At 65.9% G+C, this 21,747-nt stretch carries 19 protein-coding genes, 1 tRNA gene and 1 pseudogene; 7 read left to right on the top strand and 14 right to left on the bottom strand.

All coding sequences use genetic code 11. From position 1 onward, the window contains the following. Positions 1–21 precede the first annotated feature (21 nt). From C7I84_RS23465 to C7I84_RS23420, 10 genes and pseudogenes are all read right to left on the bottom strand, one after another. Positions 22–504: a hypothetical protein gene (locus tag C7I84_RS23465; RefSeq protein ID WP_106774655.1), complete on the bottom strand. Its 483-nt coding sequence runs from the start codon at positions 502–504 to the stop codon at positions 22–24. 235 nt (positions 505–739) lie between these two features. Further along, positions 740–1,283: pseudogene (locus tag C7I84_RS23460) on the bottom strand (pyridoxal-phosphate dependent enzyme); the annotation flags it as partial. A 161-nt stretch (positions 1,284–1,444) separates the two neighbouring features. After that, on the bottom strand, positions 1,445–2,056 hold the full coding sequence (locus C7I84_RS29805; RefSeq protein ID WP_133170145.1) for a hypothetical protein: 612 nt from the start codon (positions 2,054–2,056) through the stop codon (positions 1,445–1,447). Positions 2,057–2,114: 58 nt separating this feature from the next. Next, positions 2,115–2,729 (bottom strand): hypothetical protein, encoded by a 615-nt coding sequence (locus C7I84_RS23450; RefSeq protein ID WP_106774653.1) that lies wholly within the window; start codon positions 2,727–2,729, stop codon positions 2,115–2,117. Next, complete coding sequence (locus tag C7I84_RS23445) at positions 2,726–3,607, bottom strand: hypothetical protein (RefSeq protein ID WP_133170144.1); 882 nt, start codon at positions 3,605–3,607, stop codon at positions 2,726–2,728. The genes C7I84_RS23450 and C7I84_RS23445 overlap by 4 nt, the downstream gene beginning before the upstream one ends. A 13-nt stretch (positions 3,608–3,620) precedes the next feature. Beyond that, a tRNA-Ser gene (locus C7I84_RS23440) sits at positions 3,621–3,710 on the bottom strand. A gap of 340 nt (positions 3,711–4,050) precedes the next feature. Further along, the gene (locus tag C7I84_RS23435) at positions 4,051–4,644 is read right to left on the bottom strand and encodes an ABC-type transport auxiliary lipoprotein family protein (RefSeq protein WP_106774651.1); all 594 of its coding nucleotides are present in this window, start codon (positions 4,642–4,644) and stop codon (positions 4,051–4,053) included. A 99-nt stretch (positions 4,645–4,743) separates the two neighbouring features. After that, positions 4,744–6,117 (bottom strand): MlaD family protein, encoded by a 1,374-nt coding sequence (locus C7I84_RS23430; protein ID WP_106774650.1) that lies wholly within the window; start codon positions 6,115–6,117, stop codon positions 4,744–4,746. A 15-nt stretch (positions 6,118–6,132) separates the two neighbouring features. Continuing rightward, positions 6,133–6,954 (bottom strand): ABC transporter ATP-binding protein, encoded by an 822-nt coding sequence (locus tag C7I84_RS23425; protein WP_106774649.1) that lies wholly within the window; start codon positions 6,952–6,954, stop codon positions 6,133–6,135. Next, positions 6,954–8,129 carry an ABC transporter permease gene (locus C7I84_RS23420; protein ID WP_106774648.1) on the bottom strand — a complete coding sequence of 392 codons (1,176 nt, stop codon included), beginning with the start codon at positions 8,127–8,129 and terminating at the stop codon, positions 6,954–6,956. The genes C7I84_RS23425 and C7I84_RS23420 overlap by 1 nt, the downstream gene beginning before the upstream one ends. An 80-nt stretch (positions 8,130–8,209) precedes the next feature. On the opposite strand from C7I84_RS23420, the gene dgcA reads away from it, so the two are divergent. Then, complete coding sequence (gene dgcA, locus C7I84_RS23415) at positions 8,210–9,193, top strand: N-acetyl-D-Glu racemase DgcA (RefSeq protein WP_106774647.1); 984 nt, start codon at positions 8,210–8,212, stop codon at positions 9,191–9,193. On the opposite strand, the gene C7I84_RS23410 is transcribed toward dgcA, so the two are convergent. Together C7I84_RS23410 and C7I84_RS23405 are read right to left on the bottom strand one after the other, a co-directional pair. Beyond that, positions 9,182–10,378 carry an MFS transporter gene (locus C7I84_RS23410; RefSeq protein WP_106774646.1) on the bottom strand — a complete coding sequence of 399 codons (1,197 nt, stop codon included), beginning with the start codon at positions 10,376–10,378 and terminating at the stop codon, positions 9,182–9,184. The genes dgcA and C7I84_RS23410 overlap by 12 nt on opposite strands. A gap of 142 nt (positions 10,379–10,520) precedes the next feature. After that, a complete protein-coding gene (locus C7I84_RS23405) occupies positions 10,521–11,339 on the bottom strand; it encodes a UDP-2,3-diacylglucosamine diphosphatase (RefSeq protein ID WP_106774645.1) in 819 nt (272 codons plus the stop codon). Positions 11,340–11,462: 123 nt separating this feature from the next. On the opposite strand from C7I84_RS23405, the gene C7I84_RS23400 reads away from it, so the two are divergent. After that, on the top strand, positions 11,463–12,242 hold the full coding sequence (locus tag C7I84_RS23400; protein ID WP_106774644.1) for an SDR family oxidoreductase: 780 nt from the start codon (positions 11,463–11,465) through the stop codon (positions 12,240–12,242). A 65-nt stretch (positions 12,243–12,307) separates the two neighbouring features. Next, positions 12,308–14,620 carry an NADP-dependent malic enzyme gene (locus C7I84_RS23395; RefSeq protein WP_106774643.1) on the top strand — a complete coding sequence of 771 codons (2,313 nt, stop codon included), beginning with the start codon at positions 12,308–12,310 and terminating at the stop codon, positions 14,618–14,620. A gap of 14 nt (positions 14,621–14,634) precedes the next feature. On the opposite strand, the gene C7I84_RS23390 is transcribed toward C7I84_RS23395, so the two are convergent. Then, positions 14,635–15,645 (bottom strand): isopenicillin N synthase family dioxygenase, encoded by a 1,011-nt coding sequence (locus C7I84_RS23390; RefSeq protein ID WP_106774642.1) that lies wholly within the window; start codon positions 15,643–15,645, stop codon positions 14,635–14,637. A 4-nt stretch (positions 15,646–15,649) separates the two neighbouring features. Then, a complete protein-coding gene (locus C7I84_RS29800) occupies positions 15,650–15,997 on the bottom strand; it encodes a hypothetical protein (RefSeq protein WP_133170143.1) in 348 nt (115 codons plus the stop codon). 302 nt (positions 15,998–16,299) lie between these two features. Here C7I84_RS29800 and secG point away from each other — a divergent pair, with 302 nt between their 5' ends. From secG to C7I84_RS23370, 4 genes are all read left to right on the top strand, one after another. Next, complete coding sequence (gene secG, locus C7I84_RS23385) at positions 16,300–16,872, top strand: preprotein translocase subunit SecG (RefSeq protein WP_106774641.1); 573 nt, start codon at positions 16,300–16,302, stop codon at positions 16,870–16,872. Positions 16,873–17,119: 247 nt separating this feature from the next. Next, positions 17,120–18,274, top strand: coding sequence for a L,D-transpeptidase (locus C7I84_RS23380; protein ID WP_245428580.1), 1,155 nt, complete (start codon positions 17,120–17,122; stop codon positions 18,272–18,274). A gap of 153 nt (positions 18,275–18,427) precedes the next feature. Continuing rightward, positions 18,428–20,056: a CTP synthase gene (locus tag C7I84_RS23375; RefSeq protein ID WP_106774639.1), complete on the top strand. Its 1,629-nt coding sequence runs from the start codon at positions 18,428–18,430 to the stop codon at positions 20,054–20,056. A 346-nt stretch (positions 20,057–20,402) separates the two neighbouring features. Further along, entirely contained in the window at positions 20,403–21,707 is a 1,305-nt protein-coding gene (locus C7I84_RS23370; protein ID WP_106774638.1) for an SIR2 family protein, read from the top strand. The last annotated feature ends 40 nt before the right edge of the window (positions 21,708–21,747 follow it).

Genomic DNA, 21,747 nt, shown 5'->3' with positions numbered 1-21,747 from the left:
GACCCCCGGGCCGAGCTGCCGTCAGCCGGCCTTCTTGGTCTGCGCCTCGCGTTTGCGGCGCAAAACCTCCTCCACGCCTTCCAGCTTCTTGCCGCCGCCCGAGATCGCCGTCGAGACGACGGCCGGCGGGTCGCTCGCCGGAAACGTGTCTTCCAGCCCGTGCTGCAGCTGCTCCTCCAGCGTGTCCGGGTTTTCCGACCGTCCGGCGGTGCGCCGCGTCTGCGTGTCTTCCGGCGGCTGGCGGGTATCCGGATTGGAGCGGACCTCCTTGACGATGGTATAGAGCCGCTGGATCGCATATTCCTTCATCAGCTCGAAATCGGGATCGTCCCCAGCCATGGCCTCCAGCCGGTCGACCATGTGCTTTTCGTAGGAATCCAGGCAGGCCGCGGTTTCGGAACGGCAAAGCCGCTTGAGCGCTTCCTCGAGCAACACCGGCCCGAAATGCAGGACGGCTTTCGTCTCGATCTCGGCGATCTTGTCAGGACGCAGGGTCGTGCTCATCGTGACGTGCTCCCATGACTCCTTCGGTCGGAATCAACCCGCACCGGCCAAGCTCGGTTCCATGGATCGGATGAATTCGCGGGGCGCAGAGTGCCGATCAGCCAAGCAGGCAGATGACGTTCATCATTCCCGGCGCGGCTCGACGGAGAAACCGTCGGGAGTCGAATGCGGAGTTTGCACCCGACTTCTGCGACGGGATCTTCCCCTGACTTTCAGCGGCGATCTCGCCGCAAAGTCAGGATTTCGGCGCTGTTCCGGGCAACCAGGTCCTGATCTGCCGGTCGGTGAGATTGCCCCCGCACAACGCCGTCGCCACGCGCAAGCCCTGCAGCGAACTTGCCCCCGCCAGAACACCGGCGAGACCCGCGGCACCGGCCGGCTCGACAAGCCGGCCCCAGGTCGCATGGGCGAAACGCATCGCTTCGATCATCTGATCGTCGTCGACCAGAACGACATCGTCGATGGTATCGGCCAGCCAGGTCACGGCCGATGGCACGGGAATCCGGACGGCGATCCCATCCGCGATGGTTCGGGCTTCGTCGGTCGGAACGGACGTTCCGGCCTGCCATGACAAGGCCATGCACGGTGCACCTCGGGCGGCAACGGCAATCACTCTGGTCGCGGGCGATACCGCTCTGAACCAGCAGCCGACACCAGCAGCGAGCGCGCCGTTTCCCAAAGGAACGAAGACGGCGTCGATGTCGGCGCAAGCATCCGTCAGCTCCGCCGCGATCGCTCGCACCGTCCTCCACGAATGGCAAGCCGCCTGTGGACGCGTAGTACGCGCTCCACTTCCCCCCGGGCGCAGTGGTCCACCGCGCCGAGGTCAAGGCAACCGACCCTCGTTAATCGATCGGAGCCAGTCAGGGCGCGTGAAACGAACTCTCTCCCGCGCGTGACCTGTCCAGCGCCTCGCGCCTTCGGGTGCGGGGCGCTGTCGCTACCCTCTTAGTTCCAAAAATCTTTGGCGAAACTCATCGAGATAGTGCTCTACGTGAGCCGCCGAGTCTGCCAAGTATTTCGCATGGCCCTCCAGTTTTTTGACCTCCTCAGGAAAGCCTGCGAGCGGCACAATCGCGTATTTCAGCTCATCAGGCGATTGTGGGGTGCCGTCTCGGCGTTCTGCTTCACGCGCATTTTTCGTAAACAGAACCAATGCTTCTTCGCTTCCGACGCGGCGAGCGGCCCAATGCGCGAAGTTGTGCCGGTGAATACGATGCATTTCGACCGTATCAGATGCCTTGAGCAGCCCCTCCTTGAGGTTCGATTCCCACAACTCGCTTGCTGCTTCACGAAGCTTCGGGAAGACCTGCGCGTCCTGAAGCCGTGAGGCATAACGTGCTTCCGGTCCAACGGCAGCATGTCGCAGGGCGTCTATGATTCGTCTCGCGTTCAGATCAGCATAACAGTACAGCTGGATCAGCTTTCCCATCAGAGCAAAATCTGAATCACGAAGGTCTGTCGTTCCCGCTAGGAATTTGCCCGGGTCAGCCTCAAAACGCTTCTTGATCTCTGTAATTTGCGCTTGGAGCAAGCCGGTTACGTCGTTCATTACAGTTCCCTACAGGCTCAGCGCGGCCATCAAATAGTGAATTGGATGGACCAGACCCTCAATCGGCTTGCTCTGCGCCGGTTTCGTCGGCACGCCCGTTCTTTGGCAAGCCTGCCGTAAGCGACCGCTCCGCAACCTCGGTCGCCAGAGCGGCGGTGCGCTCGATCAATCCACCGATGAGCTTGTTGACCTGCTCCATGAAAGCCGTGGTCAGGGGAAGGGGAGCCTTGCCGCGCTGGATCATCGGCAGCAGGTCCAGCACCTCGCCTTTGTCGTTCAGTTGCGGGTGGAACCAGAACGGCTTGTGCGCCATCGCGTTTCGCAAGGTTCGTAGCTCGTTCAGATCGGCCTTAAGCGATGCCACTTCGTCAGGCGTGAGGACGTGCGGTGCGATCAGCATGACCACATTGATGCGGCGCTCGAAAGTGAGCGGCCCTAGCAGTCCCTCGTCAAAGGCGTCCTGAACCTCGGGAAGGGCGATGCGGTCGCCGAGCATGAAGTAGATGATGGCCCCGCTGATATGTCGCTCGACCGTGAACGCGCCAGCGAGGACGCCGCCCCGTACCTGCCTGACCCATTCGTAGATCGACTTCGACCGCGCCTCGATGTCGAAGCCCTTGGCAGTAGGCCGGGGACCGGCTGCGCCCCAATTCGTCGCACCGTCGATAATCATTCGCTGTTACCGCAGAACAGGCGCTTCTCAAGCTCCGCCTGCGTGGGAACCGCCCCTTCATCTACCATCCGAACGAGGGCGTTTCGCAGGATTATGAAGCTCTGGAGCAATGCGCCGACCTCCGCATCCTGCGCCGTGTGCGCGGCCTTCGAGCGGGCGTTGTATAGGGCTGCGACCGTCTTGAACAATTCGAGTCGCTTCGGCCCGACCGGTTCAAGGTACGCCGCGATGTGCGCGGACACTCGAAAGCGAAGCTCGGCACGCGACGGCGCGAACAGTTCTTCGAGCGCTCCCCACGCGGTGAGCAGTGCCGAGGCCGGACGGCCCTGAACGGTGCAAGCGTCCGCCGCGCGAAGCGCCATGCTGAGTGGCGGGCATGTCCGCATGAGTTCCGCGGTGCGTGGCCAGACCGATTTCACCCATGACAGGTTCTCCGCGCTGAGGCGCGACACCTGATCGCCGCCCGCATGGAGTATGCGAGGCTCGATCTCGAAGGGCCGAAGAACCGGCTCCTGCTTCGACGTTGGCGCAGCGTCGAACGACACATCCGAAATGACCGGGACCATGAGATAGGCGTATTCCGCCAACCTCAGGAGCGCGGCGATCAACCACACGCCATCGTCAGCACTGAGGCCTCCCGGCAGCTTCTCACCTGTCGCTAGCTCGGCTTCAATATCGTAGCCGAACCCGCCACGCGCTGCCCGCCAAGGTGCCGGGTGATGCTTCCCCTCGGTCGCTCTCGCGAACGCCATCATGTTCGCGGCGAAGAGATGGGCATAGGTCGATCTGAGGGTAATGCCGTGGCCGAGGTCGAACGGCTCGCCGTCATAGGTGACGTGCGACAAGCCCGCATACGATGTCGGTCGTGCTTCGGTCATCACCCGCCCCAAGTGGCGGAAGCGGTGGGATTCGAACCCACGAACGGGTTGCCCCGTTGCTGGTTTTCAAGACCAGTGCCTTCAACCACTCGGCCACGCTTCCATACCGATTCAGGGGTTTAGCTGCTTACGACTGGCTTATGGGCGGCTTTGCCACCGAAGCTGACCTAACGCTAACCCCCTGCAAATACTCCCTATTCATTCGGCCACGGCCGCCACCTCCAGCAGCTTTCAAGACCGGTGCCTTAAACCGCTCGGCCATCCCTCCCGCGTGACCATGGATCGACCCATGGGCGCTTCGAACCGCCAGCCCGCCGCGGCGTCGAATCGGCTCCGGAGCCGCCACGGACGGGTTCGCGTCATTCCTCTAGTGCGCTAGCCGGTGCCGCGTCAACCACGGCCGCAGCGCAGTTTGGCCGCCGCCAACCGGCACGCGAGCCGCGCTAGACCTGCGACTGCGTCCAACTCACGATCTCGGCGCCGGCCTCGCCGAAGGCGGCGTCGAGCGCCCGCACATAGGCGTCGTTGCCGCTGCCCGAAAGCGGCGCTGCGGCGCTGAAGACGCGCGAGGCGCGCACCACGCCGTTGCGGTCGTTGAGGATGCGCACGAAGATCTCGACCTCGGCGCGGCGGGCGCCGTCGACCCTGACCTGGAAGGTGCGAATCTCGGCGACGAGCTGATAGTCGATGGCGAGCCCCTCGCCCGGCGTGCCGACGCCGGTGAAGCCGCCGGAGCCCTGGAATGCCTGCGCCAGCTTGGCCTGCACGACCAGCGGCAGCCGGTCCGACCATTGCGCTCCCTTGAGGAACTGGATGGCGCCCGGTCCCGTGCGGATGACCACGTTCTCGCCGTCGAAGGCCTTCAGCGCGCCCGGCTCGGCGATCAGCAGCTGGGCGTTGCGGCGGTGCGTCGCCGCCGGGGCGTCGGGCGTGCTCAGATCGTAGGTGTCGAGCGGCGCTGGCCCGCCGCCCAAGGCGGCGCAGCCGGCGAGGGCGAAGGCGAGCAGCAGGATAGCGGACGGCTGTTTGACACGCATGTGGAGAAGGCTACCCGCTCGCTTGAGAACCCGGACGCGCCAGCGGGCGATGTCCCCCCGCCCCTGCTGATTCCTTCTTGCGGCGCGCTGCAATCGCTGTCAACGCCGCGCCCGCCCGTCATACTGGCGCACGGTACCGTCTCCACCGGTAATGATGCGCTGCGGATTGCGTTCGAGGTCGGTGATCGCCCGCTCGATGCGGGTGATGGAGCGGCGGGCGTCGCGGATGAGCGCCTCGGCGTCGCGCAGTCCCGATCCGGAGAAGCGCGCCAGCCCGTCGGTGATGGTGCCGAGCCGTGCGTTGAGCGTGTCGGCGACCTGTCGAAAACCCTTCAGCGTCTCGTTGGCGTTGGCGACCAGGCCCTTCGCATCGTCCGAGCCGAGCAGGTTGTCGACCTTGGCGAGCACGCCGTCGACCCGCACGGAAGCCTGGTTGAGGCGGCGCATCAGCTCGGTGGCGTCGCTGATCATCTGGTCGATGTCCTCGGCCTTGTTGCCGAATTTCGAGGTGACCTTGGCGACGTCGGCCGCCGCCGCATTGGCGCTGCGGCTGGCCTGCTCGATGTTGGACAGGGCCGTGCGCACCTTGGCGGGGTCGACGCCGTCGAGAATGCCGTCGACCTTGGCGATGGTCTGCTGCGTACGGTCCGAAAACTCCTTGATGGAGGCCACCGTCTCGCGCACCTCGCGCACCGTGTCGTTGAACTGGCCGCTGGTCTGCGCCAGGTCGCGCGAGAATTTCTCGGCGTTGCCGACCACGGCCTCGACCTTCCTGGGGTCGACCGCCTTCAATATGTCCTCGGCGGCCTTCAGCGAGCCGTCGAGCTTGCCGGACAGGCCGGCCAGCTCCTCGGACAGCTTGGAGGCGGCTTCCAGGAACTTGTCGACGCCATCGGCATTGCGCGCCAGCGCGCCCGAAAAGGTCTGCACATTGCGCACCGTGTCGGTGAGCGGACCGCGCACATCCGTTGTAAATCCCTCGAGCTGGGTCAGCACCGTGTCGGCGCGGGTAAAGATGTCCTGCGCCTTCTGCAGGAGGTTGGTCACCGCCGAGGGGTCGGCGTTGATTTCGGCGACGGTCCCGTTCGCCTCCGCCTCGTCGAGCAGGTTGGGCTCCTGCACCTCCGAGCCCTTGATCTCGATATTGGCCTGGCCGGTCAGGCCGGCGATGCCGATGACCGCGGAAGTCGAGCGGGTGATCGGCGTCAAGCGGTCGATCTGGGTGTCGGCGATGGCGACGGTGGGATTGGTCACGTCGATGTAGACGCGCTGCACGTCGCCTACCTTGACGCCGTTGAACAGCACGGCGCTGCCGCGCCCCAGGCCCGAGGCCGAGCCCGGGATGCGCACGCGCAGCAGCGTCGTCTCGCCGCGGTCGCCGATCGCCGCCGTCCAGTAGATGAAGGCGAAGGCGGCAACAATGGCGACCAGCGTGAAGATACCGACGACGACGTAATTGGCTCTGGTTTCCATCCCGCAACCGTAATTCTATGTCCGGCCCGCAAGATCAAGCTGGCGCGCACGTTTTCCGCGAAAATAGGATTTTACCCACGGCTCCTCGCTGGCCAGCATGTCTTTGATCGTGCCCTCCACCAGCACTTTCTTCTTGCCGAGCACGGCGACGCGGTCGCACACCGAGAACAGGCTGTCGAGGTCGTGCGTCACCATGTAGACGGTCAGCCCCATCGTGTCGCGCAGCTTGGCGACCAGCTCGTCGAACTCCGCGGCGCCGATCGGATCGAGGCCCGAGGTCGGCTCGTCGAGAAAGACCAGGTCGGGATCGAGCGCCAGCGCCCGGGCGAGCGCGGCGCGCTTGATCATGCCGCCCGACAGCTCCGAGGGGAATTTCGGCGCCGCGTCGGCCGGCAGGCCGACCAGCTCGAGCTTGAGGTAGGCGAGTTCGTCCATCAGCGAGCGCGGCATGTCGAGGTATTCGCGCATCGGCACCTGGATGTTCTCCAGCACCGTCAGCGAGGAGAACAGCGCGCCATGCTGAAACAGCACGCCCATGCGCATGTCCATCCGCAGCCGCTCCTCCTCGCTCGCCTCGTCGACGTCGAGACCGAACAGCCGGATGGTGCCGGCGCGCTTCTTGTTGAGGCCGAGAACCGTGCGCAGCAGCACCGACTTGCCGGCGCCGGATGCGCCGACAAAGCCGAGTATCTCGCCGCGCCGGATGTCGAGATCGAGATTGTCGAGCACGATCTTGTCGCCGAAGCCGACGGTGACGCCGCGCACCGACAGGATCGGCTGGTCGTCCGCGACCGCCGCTCCGTTTGTCGTCGCATCCGACCTCGCCGCGCCACGCATCAGAAATTGATCTGCGCGAAGAAGATGGCGAACATGCCGTCGAGGATGACGACGACGAAGATCGACTTCACCACCGAGGCGGTGACGTGCAGGCCCAGCGATTCGGCGCTGCCGCCGACCTTCATGCCCTCGACCGAGGCGATGATGCCGATGATCATGGCCATGAACGGTGCCTTGATCAGGCCGACGAAGATGGTGCCGACGTCGATCGCCGAGCGCAGCCGGTCGATGAAGGCGGTGGGCGTGATGTCCGAATAGGTCCAGGTGATGCCGATGGCGCCGCCGATCGCAGCGAAATTGGCGAGCACGGTGAGGCAGGGCAGCGCGATCACCAGCGCCACGAGGCGCGGAAACACCAGCACGCCGACCGGATTGAGGCCGATGACGGTCAGCGCGTCGACCTCCTCCCGCATCTTCATGGAACCGATCTCGGCGGTGATGGCGCTGCCGGAGCGGCCGGCGATCATGATCGCCGTCATCAGCACGCCGAGTTCGCGCAGCACGAGGATGCCGACGAGGTCGACAACGAAGATGTCGGCGCCGAAATAGCGCAGCTGGAAGGCGCCCTGCTGCGCGACGATGGCGCCGACGATGGTCGACATCAGCAGGATCACGGGAATAGCGCCCACGCCCATCCGGTCGATCTGGTGGAAGATCGCGGTGAAATTGATGCCGTGGCCGCGGCCCGACTTCATCTGGCCGCCGCGGATGGTGGCGCCCAGAATGTTCATGGCGGCGAGGAAGTCGTCGCGGGCGCCGTAGACGGAGCGGCCGATCCCCTCGAGCAATCGCAGCACGACGTTGGGCCGGGCCGCCTTCTCCGGCCGCTCCAGCGCCCGCGCGGCGTCGATGGCGTTGAGCAGGACGTCCATGGAGGGGCTCTGTCCTTCGACCGCCACCTCGCCGCCGCCGGCCTTCGCCCGCTCGCACAGCCGGTCGATCAGCCAGGCGCCGGCGGTGTCCATGCGCTCTATGCCGGACAGGTCGAGCACCAGCGGCCGGCCGCCCATCCGGCTGCCCAGCCGGTTCATGGCGTCATCCACCCCGGCGACGTTGCGCGTTGTCCAGCGGCCGGCGAGCCGCAAGACCAGACGGCCGTCCTCCTCGACCTCCTCGACGGACGGCCGGTTGACGGTCCCCGACAGGCTTGCCTCGCTGGAACGGTTGTTCAACATAAGACCCAAGTCTTAGCTGCGGAATCACGGCCTGTCACTTTATGCGGCATCGCGCGCGATCACATCCGGAGGAGAAAATCATGGCGCGTGTCCTTTCGGTCGAGGTCGAACGTTTCCCGATCGCCGGCACCTTCACCATCTCACGCGGCTCCAAGACGGAAGCCGAAGTGATCTGCTGCACGATCCGCGAAGGCGACGTGGCCGGCCGCGGCGAATGCGTCCCCTATCGCCGCTACGGCGAAACGATCGACAGCGTGCTTTCGGCGATCGAGACCGGCCGTTCTGCCATCGAGAACGGCATCGACCGGAAGGGGCTCGCCGCCGCCATGCCGGCCGGCGCGGCGCGCAACGGGCTCGACTGCGCGCTGTGGGATCTGGAAGCCAAGGCTTCCGGCCGCCCGGCGGCCGACGCGGTCGGCGTGTCGGCGCCGCACCCGATCACCACCGCCTACACGCTCTCGCTCGACACGCCGGAGCGGATGGCCGCGCAGGCGCGCGCCAACGCGGCGCGGCCGCTGCTCAAGGTCAAGATCGGCGGCCGTGGCGATGCCGAGCGCATCCGCGCGGTCGTCGAGGCGGCGCCGAAAAGCCGCATCATCCTCGACGCCAACGAAGGCTGGAACGAAGGCAACCTTGCGGAAAACCTCGCGCTTGCGGCGGAACTCGGCGTGGCGCTGGTCGAGCAGCCCCTGCCGGCCGACAGGGACGAGGCGCTGCGCGGCATGGCGCGGCCGGTGCCGGTCTGCGCCGACGAGAGCGTCCATGTCGCGGAAGACCTCGAGCGGCTGGCCGGCCTCTACGACGCCGTCAATATCAAGCTCGACAAGGCGGGCGGGCTCACCGCCGCCCTGGCACTGCGCGACCGGGCGCGGGCGCTCGGCTTCCGCATCATGGTGGGGTGCATGGTCGGCACCTCGCTCGGCATGGCGCCGGCCGTGCTCCTGGCGCAGGACGCCGATTTCGTCGACCTCGACGGGCCCCTTCTTCTGGCAAGAGACCGCCAGCCGGCGCTCGCCTATGCCGGGTCGCTGGTCTTCCCGCCCACGCCGGCCCTATGGGGCTGAGCGGCGCGCCAGCGCGATCAGGCCCATTCCGGCGGCCGCGACGGCTGCCATCGGAAAGAAGCCGCCGACGCCGAAAGCCGCATAGAGCGGACCCGACAGCAGCGTGACGGCGGCCATCGAGAAGCCGTTGGCGAAGAAGGCGATGCCTTGCGCCGCCCCGGTGCGTTCCTCCGGGACCGTCTCGACGATCAGCTTCTGCACGCCGATCAGGATGAGCGCGGTCGACAAGGCATGCAACGTCTGCACCGCGAAGAAGCCGGCGACGCCGGCGCCGGACGGCCAGACCAGCGGAAAGGCGATCCAGCGCAGCACCGCCCCTGCCCCGGCGAGGCCGAGCACGGTGGTCGCCGAGCGGTGCGAGAACAGCCGGGTGAACAGCATGAACATGACGATCTCGGCGGCGACCGACCAGGCCCACAACATGCCGATCACCGTGTCGGCGATGCCGATCGACGTCCAGTAGATGGACACGAAGCCGTACAGAAAGCCGTGGCTGCCGGTGATCAGGCCGGCGCCGGCGACGAACAGCACGAAATAGCGGTTGAGCAGCCGCGGCCCGCCCTCCTGGATGTCGACCGCAGACAGGGGCGAAGCCCGCCGCGGCCGGCCGAGCCGCGGCGCCAGCAAGGACACCGCCAGCGTCAGGCACAGGCTGCCGGTGATGATGAGCGGAACGGCCTGCACGCCGGCCACGGACAGGAAGAAACCGCCGCCCAGATTGGCGGCGAGGAAGGCGATGGAGCCCCAGATGCGCATGCCAGGATAGACCGAGCCGAAGCGCCGCACGCCGGAAAGCGCCAGCGAATCCGACAGCGGCGAATGCGGCGTCCAGGCGACCGCCAGCGCCAGCGACGCGGTGAGGACCACCAGATAGGTGGGCTGCAGGAAGAAGCCGAGCGAGACGGCGAGCGCTGCCGCGATCAGCAGGATCAGCACATTGGCCCGGTCCTTCGCCTCGTCGGCCATCGCCGTGATGAACGGGGTGGTGACGACGCGCAGGAACATCGGCGCCGACAGCATGAGCGCGATCTCGCCGGCGCCGAAGCCTTTCGCCTCCAGCCAGAGCGGGAAGTAGGGCAGATGGATGCCCTGCGGCACGAAGATCGCGGCGAACAGCAGCGACATCCGGAGTTCGAAATGGCGCGGCTTGACGAGTTGTTCCGGCGAGAGCGGGGGCAGAGACATGAAGCGGTCCGGCCGGCTGTTCGGGCGATGCGGCCCGGTGCTGCTCGTCGGCCCATATCATGCCGGCAATGAGTCGCCCAACGGCCGGCGTCCGGCCTCGCCCGAAGCTCCGCCGCTGTGGCCGAAACGCCACGCAGGCGCGTCAGGCGGCTTCCGCCGCCGTGCCCTCGATCACCCGCGGCTCGAAGCCGCGCCCCTTCGACGCGGCGACCGCCACATGCGGCCAGTGCAGGATTTCCAGCGCCCCGTCGAAATGCTCGACCACCGCGGTGCAGCTTTCCACCCAGTCGCCGGTGTTGACATAGGTGATGTCGTCGAAGCGCTCGATCACGGCGTGGTGGATGTGGCCGCAGATGACGCCGTCGACCTCCGAGCGCCGCGCCTCCTCGCTCAGCACCTGCTGGAAGGCGCCGATGAAGTTCACGGCCTTCTTCACCTTCACCTTGGCCCAGGACGAGAACGACCAGTAGGGCAGGCCGAGCGCCCGCCGGATGCGGAAGACGACACGGTTGACGGTGATCGCCAGGTCGTAGGCGCGGTCGCCGAGATAGGCGAGCCAGCGGACGTTGTGGACGATGGTGTCGAACTGGTCGCCGTGGATGACGAGGAAACGCTTGCCGTCGGCGGTCTCGTGGATCGCCCGGTCGCTGACGACGATGCCGCCGAAATGCGTGCCCTGGAACTGCCGCAGGAACTCGTCGTGGTTGCCGGCGATGTAGAAGATGCTGGCGCCCTTGCGGGCCTGGCGCAGCAGCTTCTGCACCACGTCGTTGTGCGCCTGCGGCCAGTGCCAGGAGCGGCGCAGCCGCCAGCCGTCGACGATGTCGCCGACCAGGTAGATGGTGTCCGCCTCGTGATGGCGCAGGAAGTCGATGAGGAAATCGGCCTTGGCCGCCTTCGAGCCGAGATGCAGGTCGGAGATGAAAAGCGTTCTGTACCTGCGGGGCGCCGTGTCGGTCATGGCGGCCTGCTCCTGTTTCTGCTGGAGCGGCAATGCCCAGATTCATGCTACATCCGTATGACGGTTGCGGTTTCGCGGCGGCCCGCTATAGGGTGCGCGCCTTCGCAAACGGAGGACGGCGAGATGGATCTCGGCATTCGCGGACGCAAGGCGATCGTCTGTGCATCGAGCAAGGGGCTGGGCAAGGGCTGCGCCATGGCGCTGGCGGAAGCCGGCGTCGACCTGGTGATGAATGCCCGCGACGCCAAAATCCTTATTCAGGCGGCTGCCGAGATTCGCGAGCGTTTTCAGGTCAGTGTGACGGAAGTCTCAGGTGACGTCTCCGATCCGGCCGTGCAGCGCGAGCTGCTTGCCGCCTGCCCCGAGCCGGACATCCTGGTCAACAACAATGGCGGTCCGCCGCGCCGCGATTTCCGCGAGCTCGACCGCGCCGCCATCCTGCAGGGCATCACCGGCAATCTCGTGACGCCCTTCGAGCTCATCCAGGCGGTGGTCGACGGCATGGCGGCGCGCGGCTTCGGGCGCATCGTCAACATCACCTCGCTGTCGGTCTACGTGCCGATCGAGGGGCTCGACCTTTCCTCGGCGGCGCGGGCCGGCCTGACCTCGTTCCTGTCCGGCATCGCGCGCGGGGTTGCCGACAAAAACGTTACCATAAACAATCTGTTGCCGGGAAAGCTTGATACCGATCGGCTGCGCGGCCCGCACGATCCGAGCGTGCCGGAAGACCCGGACGCGGCGCGCGAGCGCAAGGCCCGGCTCGCCGCCGACATACCGGCCAGGCGGCTGGGAACGCCGGAGGAATTCGGCCAGATCTGCGCCTTCCTGTGCTCCGCCCATGCCGGCTACCTGACCGGGCAGAACATACCGGTCGACGGCGGGCTCTATGTGAGCGCGTTCTGACGCACGGGCGGAAACCGCTCGAAAAGGTGATAAAAACTCCGCAGGAAAGAACGAAGGTCGCGTGAATGAGCAGCGAAAACAGCAAGTCGGCCCGTTTGGACCTCGAAGAAGCGGCACTTTTCTTCCACAAATATCCGACCCCCGGCAAATTGGAGATCCAGGCGACCAAACCGCTCGGCAACCAGCGCGATCTGGCGCTGGCTTATTCGCCGGGCGTCGCCGCGCCCTGCCTCGCCATCCGTGACGACCCGGCGACGGCCGCCGACTACACCGGCCGCGCCAATCTGGTCGCCGTCATCTCCAACGGCAGCGCCGTGCTCGGCCTCGGCAATATCGGGCCGCTCGCCTCCAAGCCGGTCATGGAAGGCAAGGCGGTGCTGTTCAAGAAGTTCGCCGGCATCGACGTCTTCGACATCGAGATCGACGCGCCGCAGATCGACCGCATGGTCGAGACGGTCGCCGCGCTCGAGCCGACCTTCGGCGGCATCAACCTAGAGGACATCAAGGCGCCCGAATGCTTCGAGGTCGAGGAGCGGCTGAAGGCGCGTATGGGCATCCCGGTCTTCCATGACGACCAGCACGGCACCGCCATCATCGTCGCCGCGGCCATCCTCAACGGGCTGGAGTTCGCCGGCAAGAACGTCGCCGACGTCAAGATCGTCACCTCCGGCGCGGGTGCCGCGGCGCTCGCCTGCCTCAACCTGCTGGTGTCGCTCGGCGCCAAGGTCGAGAACATCTGGGTCACCGACCGCTTCGGCGTCGCCTACAAGGGCCGCGTCGACGAGATGGACCGCTGGAAGGACCCCTACGTCAAGGACACCGAGGCGCGCACGCTGGCCGACGTCATCGCCGGCGCCGACGTCTTCCTCGGCCTGTCGGCGGCCGGCGTGCTCAAGCCGGAACTGCTCCAGCACATGGCGCCGAAGCCGCTCGTCCTGGCGCTCGCCAACCCGACGCCGGAGATCATGCCGGAGGTGGCGCGCGCCGCGCGGCCCGACGCCATGATCTGCACCGGCCGCTCGGACTTCCCCAACCAGGTCAACAACGTCCTGTGCTTCCCCTACATCTTCCGCGGGGCGCTGGACTGCGGCGCCAGCGCCATCAACGAGGAGATGAAGATGGCGGCGGTGCGCGCCATCGCGGCACTCGCCCGCGAGGAGCCGTCGGACGTGGCGGCGCGCGCCTATTCGGGCGAGACGCCGATCTTCGGCCCCGACTTCCTGATCCCCTCGCCCTTCGACCCGCGCCTCATCCTGCGCATCGCGCCGGCGGTGGCCAGGGCGGCCTGCGAGACCGGCGTGGCGACACGCCCGATCGCCGACTTCCCGGCCTATATCGACCGGCTGAACCGCTTCGTCTTCCGCTCCGGCCTGGTCATGAAGCCGGTGTTCTCCGCCGCCAAGACCTCACCCGCCAAGCGCGTCATCTATGCCGACGGCGAGGACGAGCGCGTGCTGCGCGCCGCCCAGGTGGTGATCGACGAGGAGATCGCCACGCCGATCCTCATCGGCCGTCCCAACGTCGTGGAAGTGCGCCTCAAGCGTTACGGCCTGCGCATCCGCCCCGGCACCGATTTCGAACTGATCAATCCCGAGGACGATCCGCGCTACCGCGACTATGTCGACCTGTTGACCGAGCTGGGCGGCCGGCGCGGCATCACGCCCGAGGCGGCGCGCACCATGGTGCGCACGGAAGCGACGGTGATCGCCGCGCTCGCGGTGCGCCGCAACGAGGCCGATGCCATGATCTGCGGCCTGGAGGGGCGGTTCGCGCGGCACCTTCGGCACGTCTCGCTGCTCATCGGCGCGCGCCCTGACGTCACCGACCGCGACCTCTCGGCGCTGTCGATGCTGATCTCCAGCCGCGGCGTGGTGTTCTTCACCGACACCTACGTCACCGTCGATCCGACCGCCGAGGAGATCGCCGAGATGACGATGCTCGCGGCCGAGGAGATACGGCGCTTCGGCATCGAGCCGAAGGCGGCGCTGCTGTCCTTCTCCAACTTCGGCTCGCGCGAATCGCCCAGCGCACTGAAGATGCGGCAGGCCGCCGAGATTCTGCGCGACCGCGCGCCCGACCTCGAATGCGACGGCGAGATGCACGCCGATTCCGCGCTGTCGGAGGCGCTGCGCCAGCGCATCAACCCGCATTCTCGGCTGAAGGGCGAGGCGAACCTGCTGGTCTTCCCCAATCTGGATGCCGCCAACATCGCGCTGACCACGGTCAAGCAGATGATGGACGCGCTGCATGTCGGCCCGATCCTGCTCGGCACCGACCGGCCGGCACACATCCTGACCCCCTCGGTGACCTCGCGCGGCATCGTCAACATGACGGCGCTGGCGGTGGTGGAGGCGGCGCAGCGCAAGGCCGAGGGCTGAGGGCCGCCCACCTCTCACGCCGCCGGCTTCACCGTCGCCTGAAACTTCGACATCAGATACGGCCCGGAAAACACCGGCTCGTAGCGCGGGCTCTCGCCCGGCGCCAGGCAAGACGGGATGCAGGCGATCTCCTGGTGCCAGTTGGGCTGGTGGAAGAAGGCGAGCGACTGGCGGCGGGCCGCGCTGCCGTCGGAATTGACGACGCGGTGCAGCGTCGACACCCAGCGGTCGTTGGTCCAGCGCGCCATCAGGTCGCCGATGTTGATGACGAAGGCGCCGTCGAGCGGCGGCACCTCGCGCCAATCCCCTTCCGGCGTGAATATCTGCAGGCCGGACGAGCCGGGCTGCGGCAACAGGATGGTGAGGCTGCCGTAGTCGGTATGGGCACCGGCGCGCAACTGCCCCGGCTGCGGCGCCACATGCGTCTGCGGATAGTTGAGCGCGCGCAGGGCGCTGACCGGACGGTCGATGGTCTTGTCGAAAAAGGTTTCGCGCAGGTCGAGCGCCGCCGCGAAGACGCGCATGATGCGGCCGGCAAGGTCCTCCATGGCGCGGTAATAGGCTTCCCAGGCCGCGCGGAAACCCGCCGGCTCCTCCGGCCAGATCGTCGCGGCATAGCAGAAGGCGAGCGCCTGGGCATCGTCCAGCCCTTCCGGCACGGAAAGCGGGCCGCCGTTAAAACTTTCCTTGAGGTCGGGCGGCGTGTCCTGCCCCTTCGACTTCGCCAGCGCTTCCACGCCAGGGCCGAGATAGCCATAGGGATAGCCGGGATAAGGCGCCCTCGCCTTCTCCTTGACCTCGGCAGGCAGGTCGAAGAAGGCGTGCGCCTTCCGCCAGACGGCGTCGATCACCGGCCGCGGCACCGAATGGCCGGAGATCGCCAGGAAGCCGGTGCTGCGGCAGATGGCGTCGACCTCGGCGCCCAGGGCCCGGCGGCCGGCGGCATCGGCCTGCTCGAAGCGGGAGAGATCGAAGATGGGGAAGTTGCGGGCGGGGGCCGGATTTTCCGACAGATCGGACGGCATGTCGTCACCTTTCCCGGTAATTTCGCTCGAAAATCACAACCTTGCCGTGATCTTTCGGATCAATTTTCACAGAAAACCTATGCCCGATAACGACGCCAACGGTATTTATATTAAGATCATTGTCGGCAAATGCATGGCAATCCTTACCTTTATATCTGTATCTTACTCTATATGAAAACGCCGGAGGATCTTCAGGCAAATGGATACGATTGACAACCACTGCTTCAACCAAATCCCATCCCCCCATCTCCTTTATTAGTCTTGGCTTTATGTACACTTCGTTGTATGTAAAATACGCTGCGAATAGGATCAGTATTATCCAGATAATCCATGCTGTAGTGTCTGCATCCACGGGCGGCATCGATATACCGGACCTCGCTGGCTCCCTCGGCTTTCGCGAACATAGCCGAACCTTGGCTTTGCGGACAACCGGGGACCGGTGGTTCCGGCATCCGGCGATGATCAGCCCTCGCCACTATCGCCTGAAGCGAATGGAGCGGTCGCGAAGCGGCATTTCTGTCAAAAAACCCTTTCACCCCCGCCGGCACTGCCCCATATAGGCCTCGGGCTTGGAAATGCGGCGAAAGCCATGTATTGAGCCGCCACGTTCGGCAGGGCGCGCCTGTCCGCGTCCTGGAATCCGCCGGAGAAGTCATGCAAACCGTCGTTATCGTCGTCCACCTGATGATCGTTCTGGCTCTTGTCGGCGTCGTGCTTCTGCAGCGCTCGGAAGGCGGCGGTCTCGGCATCGGCGGCGGCTCGGGCTTCATGACGGCGCGCGGCGCGGCCAATGCGCTGACGCGCACCACGGCGATCCTGGCGGCGGCCTTCTTCGTCACCTCGCTCGGCCTGTCGCTGATCGCCCGCTACGGCGAGCGGCCGATCGACATCCTCGACCGCGTGCCGACCACCCAGGGACAGGGCGGCGCCGGCGTGCTCGACCAGCTCGGCGGATCCTCCGACGTTCCTGCCCCGGCGGCGCCTGCCGGCGACACCCCTGCCCCGGCTCCCGGCGCCGATGCGCCCGCTCCGGCAATCCCGACGGCTCCGACGGCTCCCGAGGCGGCCCCGAGCGAAGGCTCCGCCACGCCGCCCGCCGGCGAGCAGGCCACGCCGCCCGTCGCCACGCCGGTGACCCCGCCCGCCGCCGACGGCACCACCGCGACCCCGCCGGCCGCCGAGCCGGCGCCTGCCCAGCCGGCGCAGCCGCAGGTTCCGAATCAGTAACCATAAGCTGTGCTTCTTTGATCACACCCCGGCTAAATGCCGCCGTGATCACGCGGAATCGATCTCGCCGGCACCGCGCGGCGCCTTGAGCAGGCCCGGAATTTGCGCTTATAACGCGTCCACGGCCGCCATGATGGGGGGCGAAGCGGAAATGCCGCTCGTCTGAGCGCCGGGCGCATTACGTTTTCGGGATATTAGCATGCTACCTCGCAGTCTCCTGCTGTTGGGCCTCTGTGCCGCGTTGGGCATGGCCACGCCGGCCCTTGCCGAACCGGCCAAGCCGCAGAAATCCACGGTCGTCCAGGCCAAGAAGAAAACCGCCGAAGCCAGGACTTCGGCCAAGAAGAAGGTCGTCGCCAGGAAGAAGGCCGGCCAGACCGAGGAGGAGAAGGCGCTCGCCGCCCAGGAGAAGGCCAAGGCGCGGCAGGAAGCACTCGAGAAGCAGCGCCAGGCAAAGCTCGCCGCCATGCGCGCCAAGGCCAAGGCCGACGCGGACGCCCGCCGCACCGCCTTCCTGGGCTCGAAGGAGACGGCCAGGGGGGCAGCGGCCAAGGAGAAGCCCGGCAAGAAGGGCAAGGCCGCCGAGGTGGCGGTGGCCGAGCAGCCGAAGAGGAGCACATTCCGCATCTTGTTCGGCGACGAGCGCAAGCCCGAGCCCGAGCAGTCCCAGCCGGTCGCCCTGCGCAGCGCCAAGCCGGTCACCGGGCTGACCGCCGAGCGCATCGCCGCGCAGAAGGCGGCCGCCGTCGGCGCCGAGACCGTGGTGCGCAGCGGCAACAATGGCGAGCTGCGCAGCGGCGAGGTCGGCAACCCGCAGTCCGGCTTCTTCCAGGTCCTGTTCGGCGACGAGCCGGCCGGCACCAACCTTTTGCCCGAGACCCGCGCCCTCGATTCGGTGCTGGAGCAGAAGCAGCAGACCAAGGGCCGCTTCAAGCTGCGCCCCGAATACGAGGCGCAGACCGTCGCCTTCTCCGGCTATCCCCGCGGCACCATCGTCGTCGATACCGCCAACCACTTCCTCTACCTCGTCGAATCGGCCGGCACCGCGCGGCGCTACGGCATCGCCGTCGGCCGCGAGGGCCTGCAATACAAGGGCCGGGTGACGGTCGGCGACAAGCAGGAATGGCCGCGCTGGATCCCGACCAAGGAGATGCAGCAGCGCGAGCCGAGGAAATACGGCCAGTACAAGGACGGCATGCCCGGCGGCGGCCAGAACCCGCTCGGCGCCCGCGCCATCTATCTCTACAGCGGCAAGCAGGACACCTATCTGCGCATCCACGGCACCATCGCGCCGCAGTCGATCGGCACCAACGCCTCCAATGGCTGCTTTCGCATGACCAACGAGCACGTCATCGACCTCTACAACCGCGTCCGCCCGGGCACGCCGGTCGTCGTGCTCTGATCCCACGCGCCACGCAATAAAGGGCCGGCCCGCGCCGGCCCTTTTGTTTTGGGCGCAAAATCCTATATCGAGCGGGGCCCGCCGGGGATTATTCGGCCAGGGCCTGATTTTTTTCTGGCGGAATCGGACCGCCCCAGCTAAGCGATAATTCCCATGGCGCGATATGTTTTCATCACCGGCGGCGTGGTCTCCTCTCTTGGAAAAGGCATAGCGGCGGCAGCCCTCGGGGCGCTGCTGCAGGCACGCGGCTACCGCGCCCGCATCAAAAAGCTCGACCCCTATCTCAACGTCGATCCCGGCACCATGTCGCCCTACCAGCATGGCGAGGTGTTCGTCACCGACGACGGCGCCGAGACCGACCTCGACCTCGGTCATTACGAGCGTTTCACCGGCCGCTCGGCCAACCAGTCCGACAACATCACCACCGGCCGCATCTACCGCAACATCATCGAGCGCGAGCGCCGCGGCGACTATCTCGGCGCCACCGTGCAGGTCATCCCGCACGTCACCGACGAGATCAAGAATTTCGTGCTGTCAGGCAACGAGGACTATGATTTCGTGCTGTGCGAGATCGGCGGCACGGTCGGCGACATCGAGGCCATGCCCTTCCTCGAAGCGATCCGCCAGCTCGGCAACGACCTGCCGCGCAACAACGCCGTCTACGTGCACCTCACCTTGATGCCCTATATCCCCAGCGCCGGCGAACTGAAGACCAAGCCGACGCAGCATTCGGTGAAGGAATTGCGCGGCATCGGCATCGCCCCCGACATCCTGCTCGTGCGCGCCGACCGCGCCATCCCCAAGGAGGAGCGGCGAAAGCTGTCGCTGTTCTGCAACGTGCGCGAGAGCGCCGTCATCCAGGCGCTCGACGTCGGCCACATCTACGACGTGCCGATGGCCTACCACCAGGAAGGGCTAGACTCCGAGGTGCTCGCCGCCTTCGGCATCGACCCGGCGCCGAAGCCGCGCATGGAGGCCTGGCAGGAGGTCTCGCGAAAAATCCACAATCCGGAGGGCGAGGTCACCATCGCCGTCGTCGGCAAATACACCGGCCTGAAGGACGCCTACAAATCGCTGATCGAGGCGCTGTCGCATGGCGGCATCGCCAACGGCGTACGGGTAAAACTCGACTGGATCGAGAGCGAGGTGTTCGAGAAGGAGGATCCCGCGCCCTTCCTGGAGAAGGTGCACGGCATCCTCGTCCCCGGCGGTTTCGGCGAGCGCGGCTCGGAAGGCAAGATCCTCGCCGCGAAATTCGCAAGAGAGAGAAAGGTGCCGTATTTCGGCATCTGCTTCGGCATGCAGATGGCCTGCATCGAGGCGGCCCGCTCGCTGGCCGGCATCGAGGCCGCCTCCTCCACCGAATTCGGCCCCGCAAAAGAACCCGTCGTCGGCCTGATGACCGAATGGCTGCGCGGCAACATGCTGGAGAAGCGCCAGGCGGCCGGCGACCTCGGCGGCACCATGCGGCTCGGCGCCTACGAAGCGTCGCTCGCCCCGGACTCGCGCATCGCCTCGATCTATGGCGACACCCGCATCTCCGAGCGCCACCGCCACCGCTACGAGGTCAACATCGACTACAAGGAGCGGCTGGAAGGCTGCGGCCTGGTGTTCGCCGGCATGTCGCCCGACGGCGTGCTGCCGGAGACGGTCGAATATGCCGACCACCCCTGGTTCATCGGCGTGCAGTACCACCCGGAGCTGAAGAGCCGCCCGCTCGACCCGCACCCGCTGTTCGCGAGCTTTATCGGCGCGGCGGTGGAGCAGAGCAGGTTGGTTTGAGGGGCTGCGCCTTACCCTCCCCCTTGTGGGGAGGGTCGATCCGCGCAGCGGATCGGGGTGGGGGTGGTGCCGGGTACCATGGCAGAGCAAAGCTCGCGGCGCTACGCCGCCTTCAGCCGCTTCACCTCCGCCTCGAACGCGAAGCAGAGCTGCGCCGCCTCGTCCTCCGGCAGAAAGCCGTCCATCTGCGGCACCAGCCGCTCATAGAGCCTTTTGCCTCGGCGATGATGTTGGCGAGCCGCCGCCGGCATTGTCGCTGCGATAAATGGAGGAGAACCCAGGCAGCAGTCTTGGCAGAGGCAACGCTGCGAGCAAAGTTGCTTGTTGAACTTTGTGGGAGAAACACATGCGCTTCATTGCAGGCGGCCCTTCCATTCCCGACGAACTATTGCTTGCGCGAGATCAGGGGCGCGTCATTTTTTTTTGCGGCGCTGGCGTTTCGCGCGCCAAAGCTAATCTCCCCGACTTCTTCGGGCTGGCGACCGCGGTAACGCATGCGCTTGGTGTAAAGCCGGACGATCCAGCAAGGAAGATCATTTCGGAGGTCGCAGAGGTCGCACGGCGCACGGGTGTCGATGGGTTGATCTCGGCTGACCGAATCTTTGGCCTCTTGGAGCGGGACTTCCTCCCTCGCGACATCGAAGCAGCGGTCGCAAGGGCACTGACACCTCGTCAAGTAGCGGATACAAGCGCTCATGAGACGCTTGTAAGGCTAGCGACCACGCGCGAGGGTATTGTTCGCATAGTTACGACAAACTTCGATCGACTCTTCGACGGATGCCGTCCAGGTTTACGCAGCTTCCTTCCACCGAACCTTCCTAGCCCAGCTCGTGCAACGGACTTCAACGGAGTAGTCTACCTCCATGGAAAGATGAACGCACTTGGCGACGGCGCTGATGGCGACGGCTTCGTTCTATCCAGTTCTGAGTTCGGTAGAGCCTACTTGTCAGACGGCTGGGCAACTTTATTCGTCAAAGACTTGTTGAGCCGGTACTTCGTCGTATTCATCGGATACTCGGCAGATGATCCTCCCGTGCAATATCTCTTGGAGGCGTTGAACCGCGCAAACGGCCCGATGGAAGGTGTCTACGCCTTTCAGGCGGGAGATTCGAACTATGGGAATCTTCGGTGGAGCCACAAAGGGGTTACGCCGATTGCCTATGGCAGCGCCGAAGGGCACGCAATGCTATGGAGTACGCTGGAAGCATGGGCCGCCCGCGCGGACGACCCGGACGCATGGACTTGTAAAGTCGTTTCAATGGCCGGAGGCAACCCGGCCAAGCTGCAACCTCATGAGCGTGGACAGGTGGCGCATGTGGTTTCGACCATCGAGGGACTACGAAGATTCACCGACGCTGAACCAGTCCCGCCCGCATCTTGGCTTTGCGTATTCGATCCTTACCGAAGGTATGCTAAGCCTAACTACATCGGGCGCTGGGATCAGGAAGAACGTCTGTTCGTTGATCCCTTCGAGTGCTTCTGCCTCGACTCAGACCCGGTACCCGAAAAGATCGATCCGGAAGACGCTTATGCAAAGCGGGAGACTCCACCTGACGCGTTTGATTGTCAAACGGCTTGCAAAACTGACCCCGGATCGGCGTCCAATTTTGACCCCCTTTTGGTGCACGACGTTGAGCGCCCGACCGGGTAGAGCTGGTCGGGGTTGCGCAGCCCGGTCGGGCGCGTTGATT

The organism is Kumtagia ephedrae (assembly GCF_003012745.1).
Taxonomy (GTDB): Bacteria; Pseudomonadota; Alphaproteobacteria; order Rhizobiales; family Rhizobiaceae; genus Kumtagia; species Kumtagia ephedrae.
This window is presented reverse-complemented; position numbering and strand designations above follow the sequence as displayed.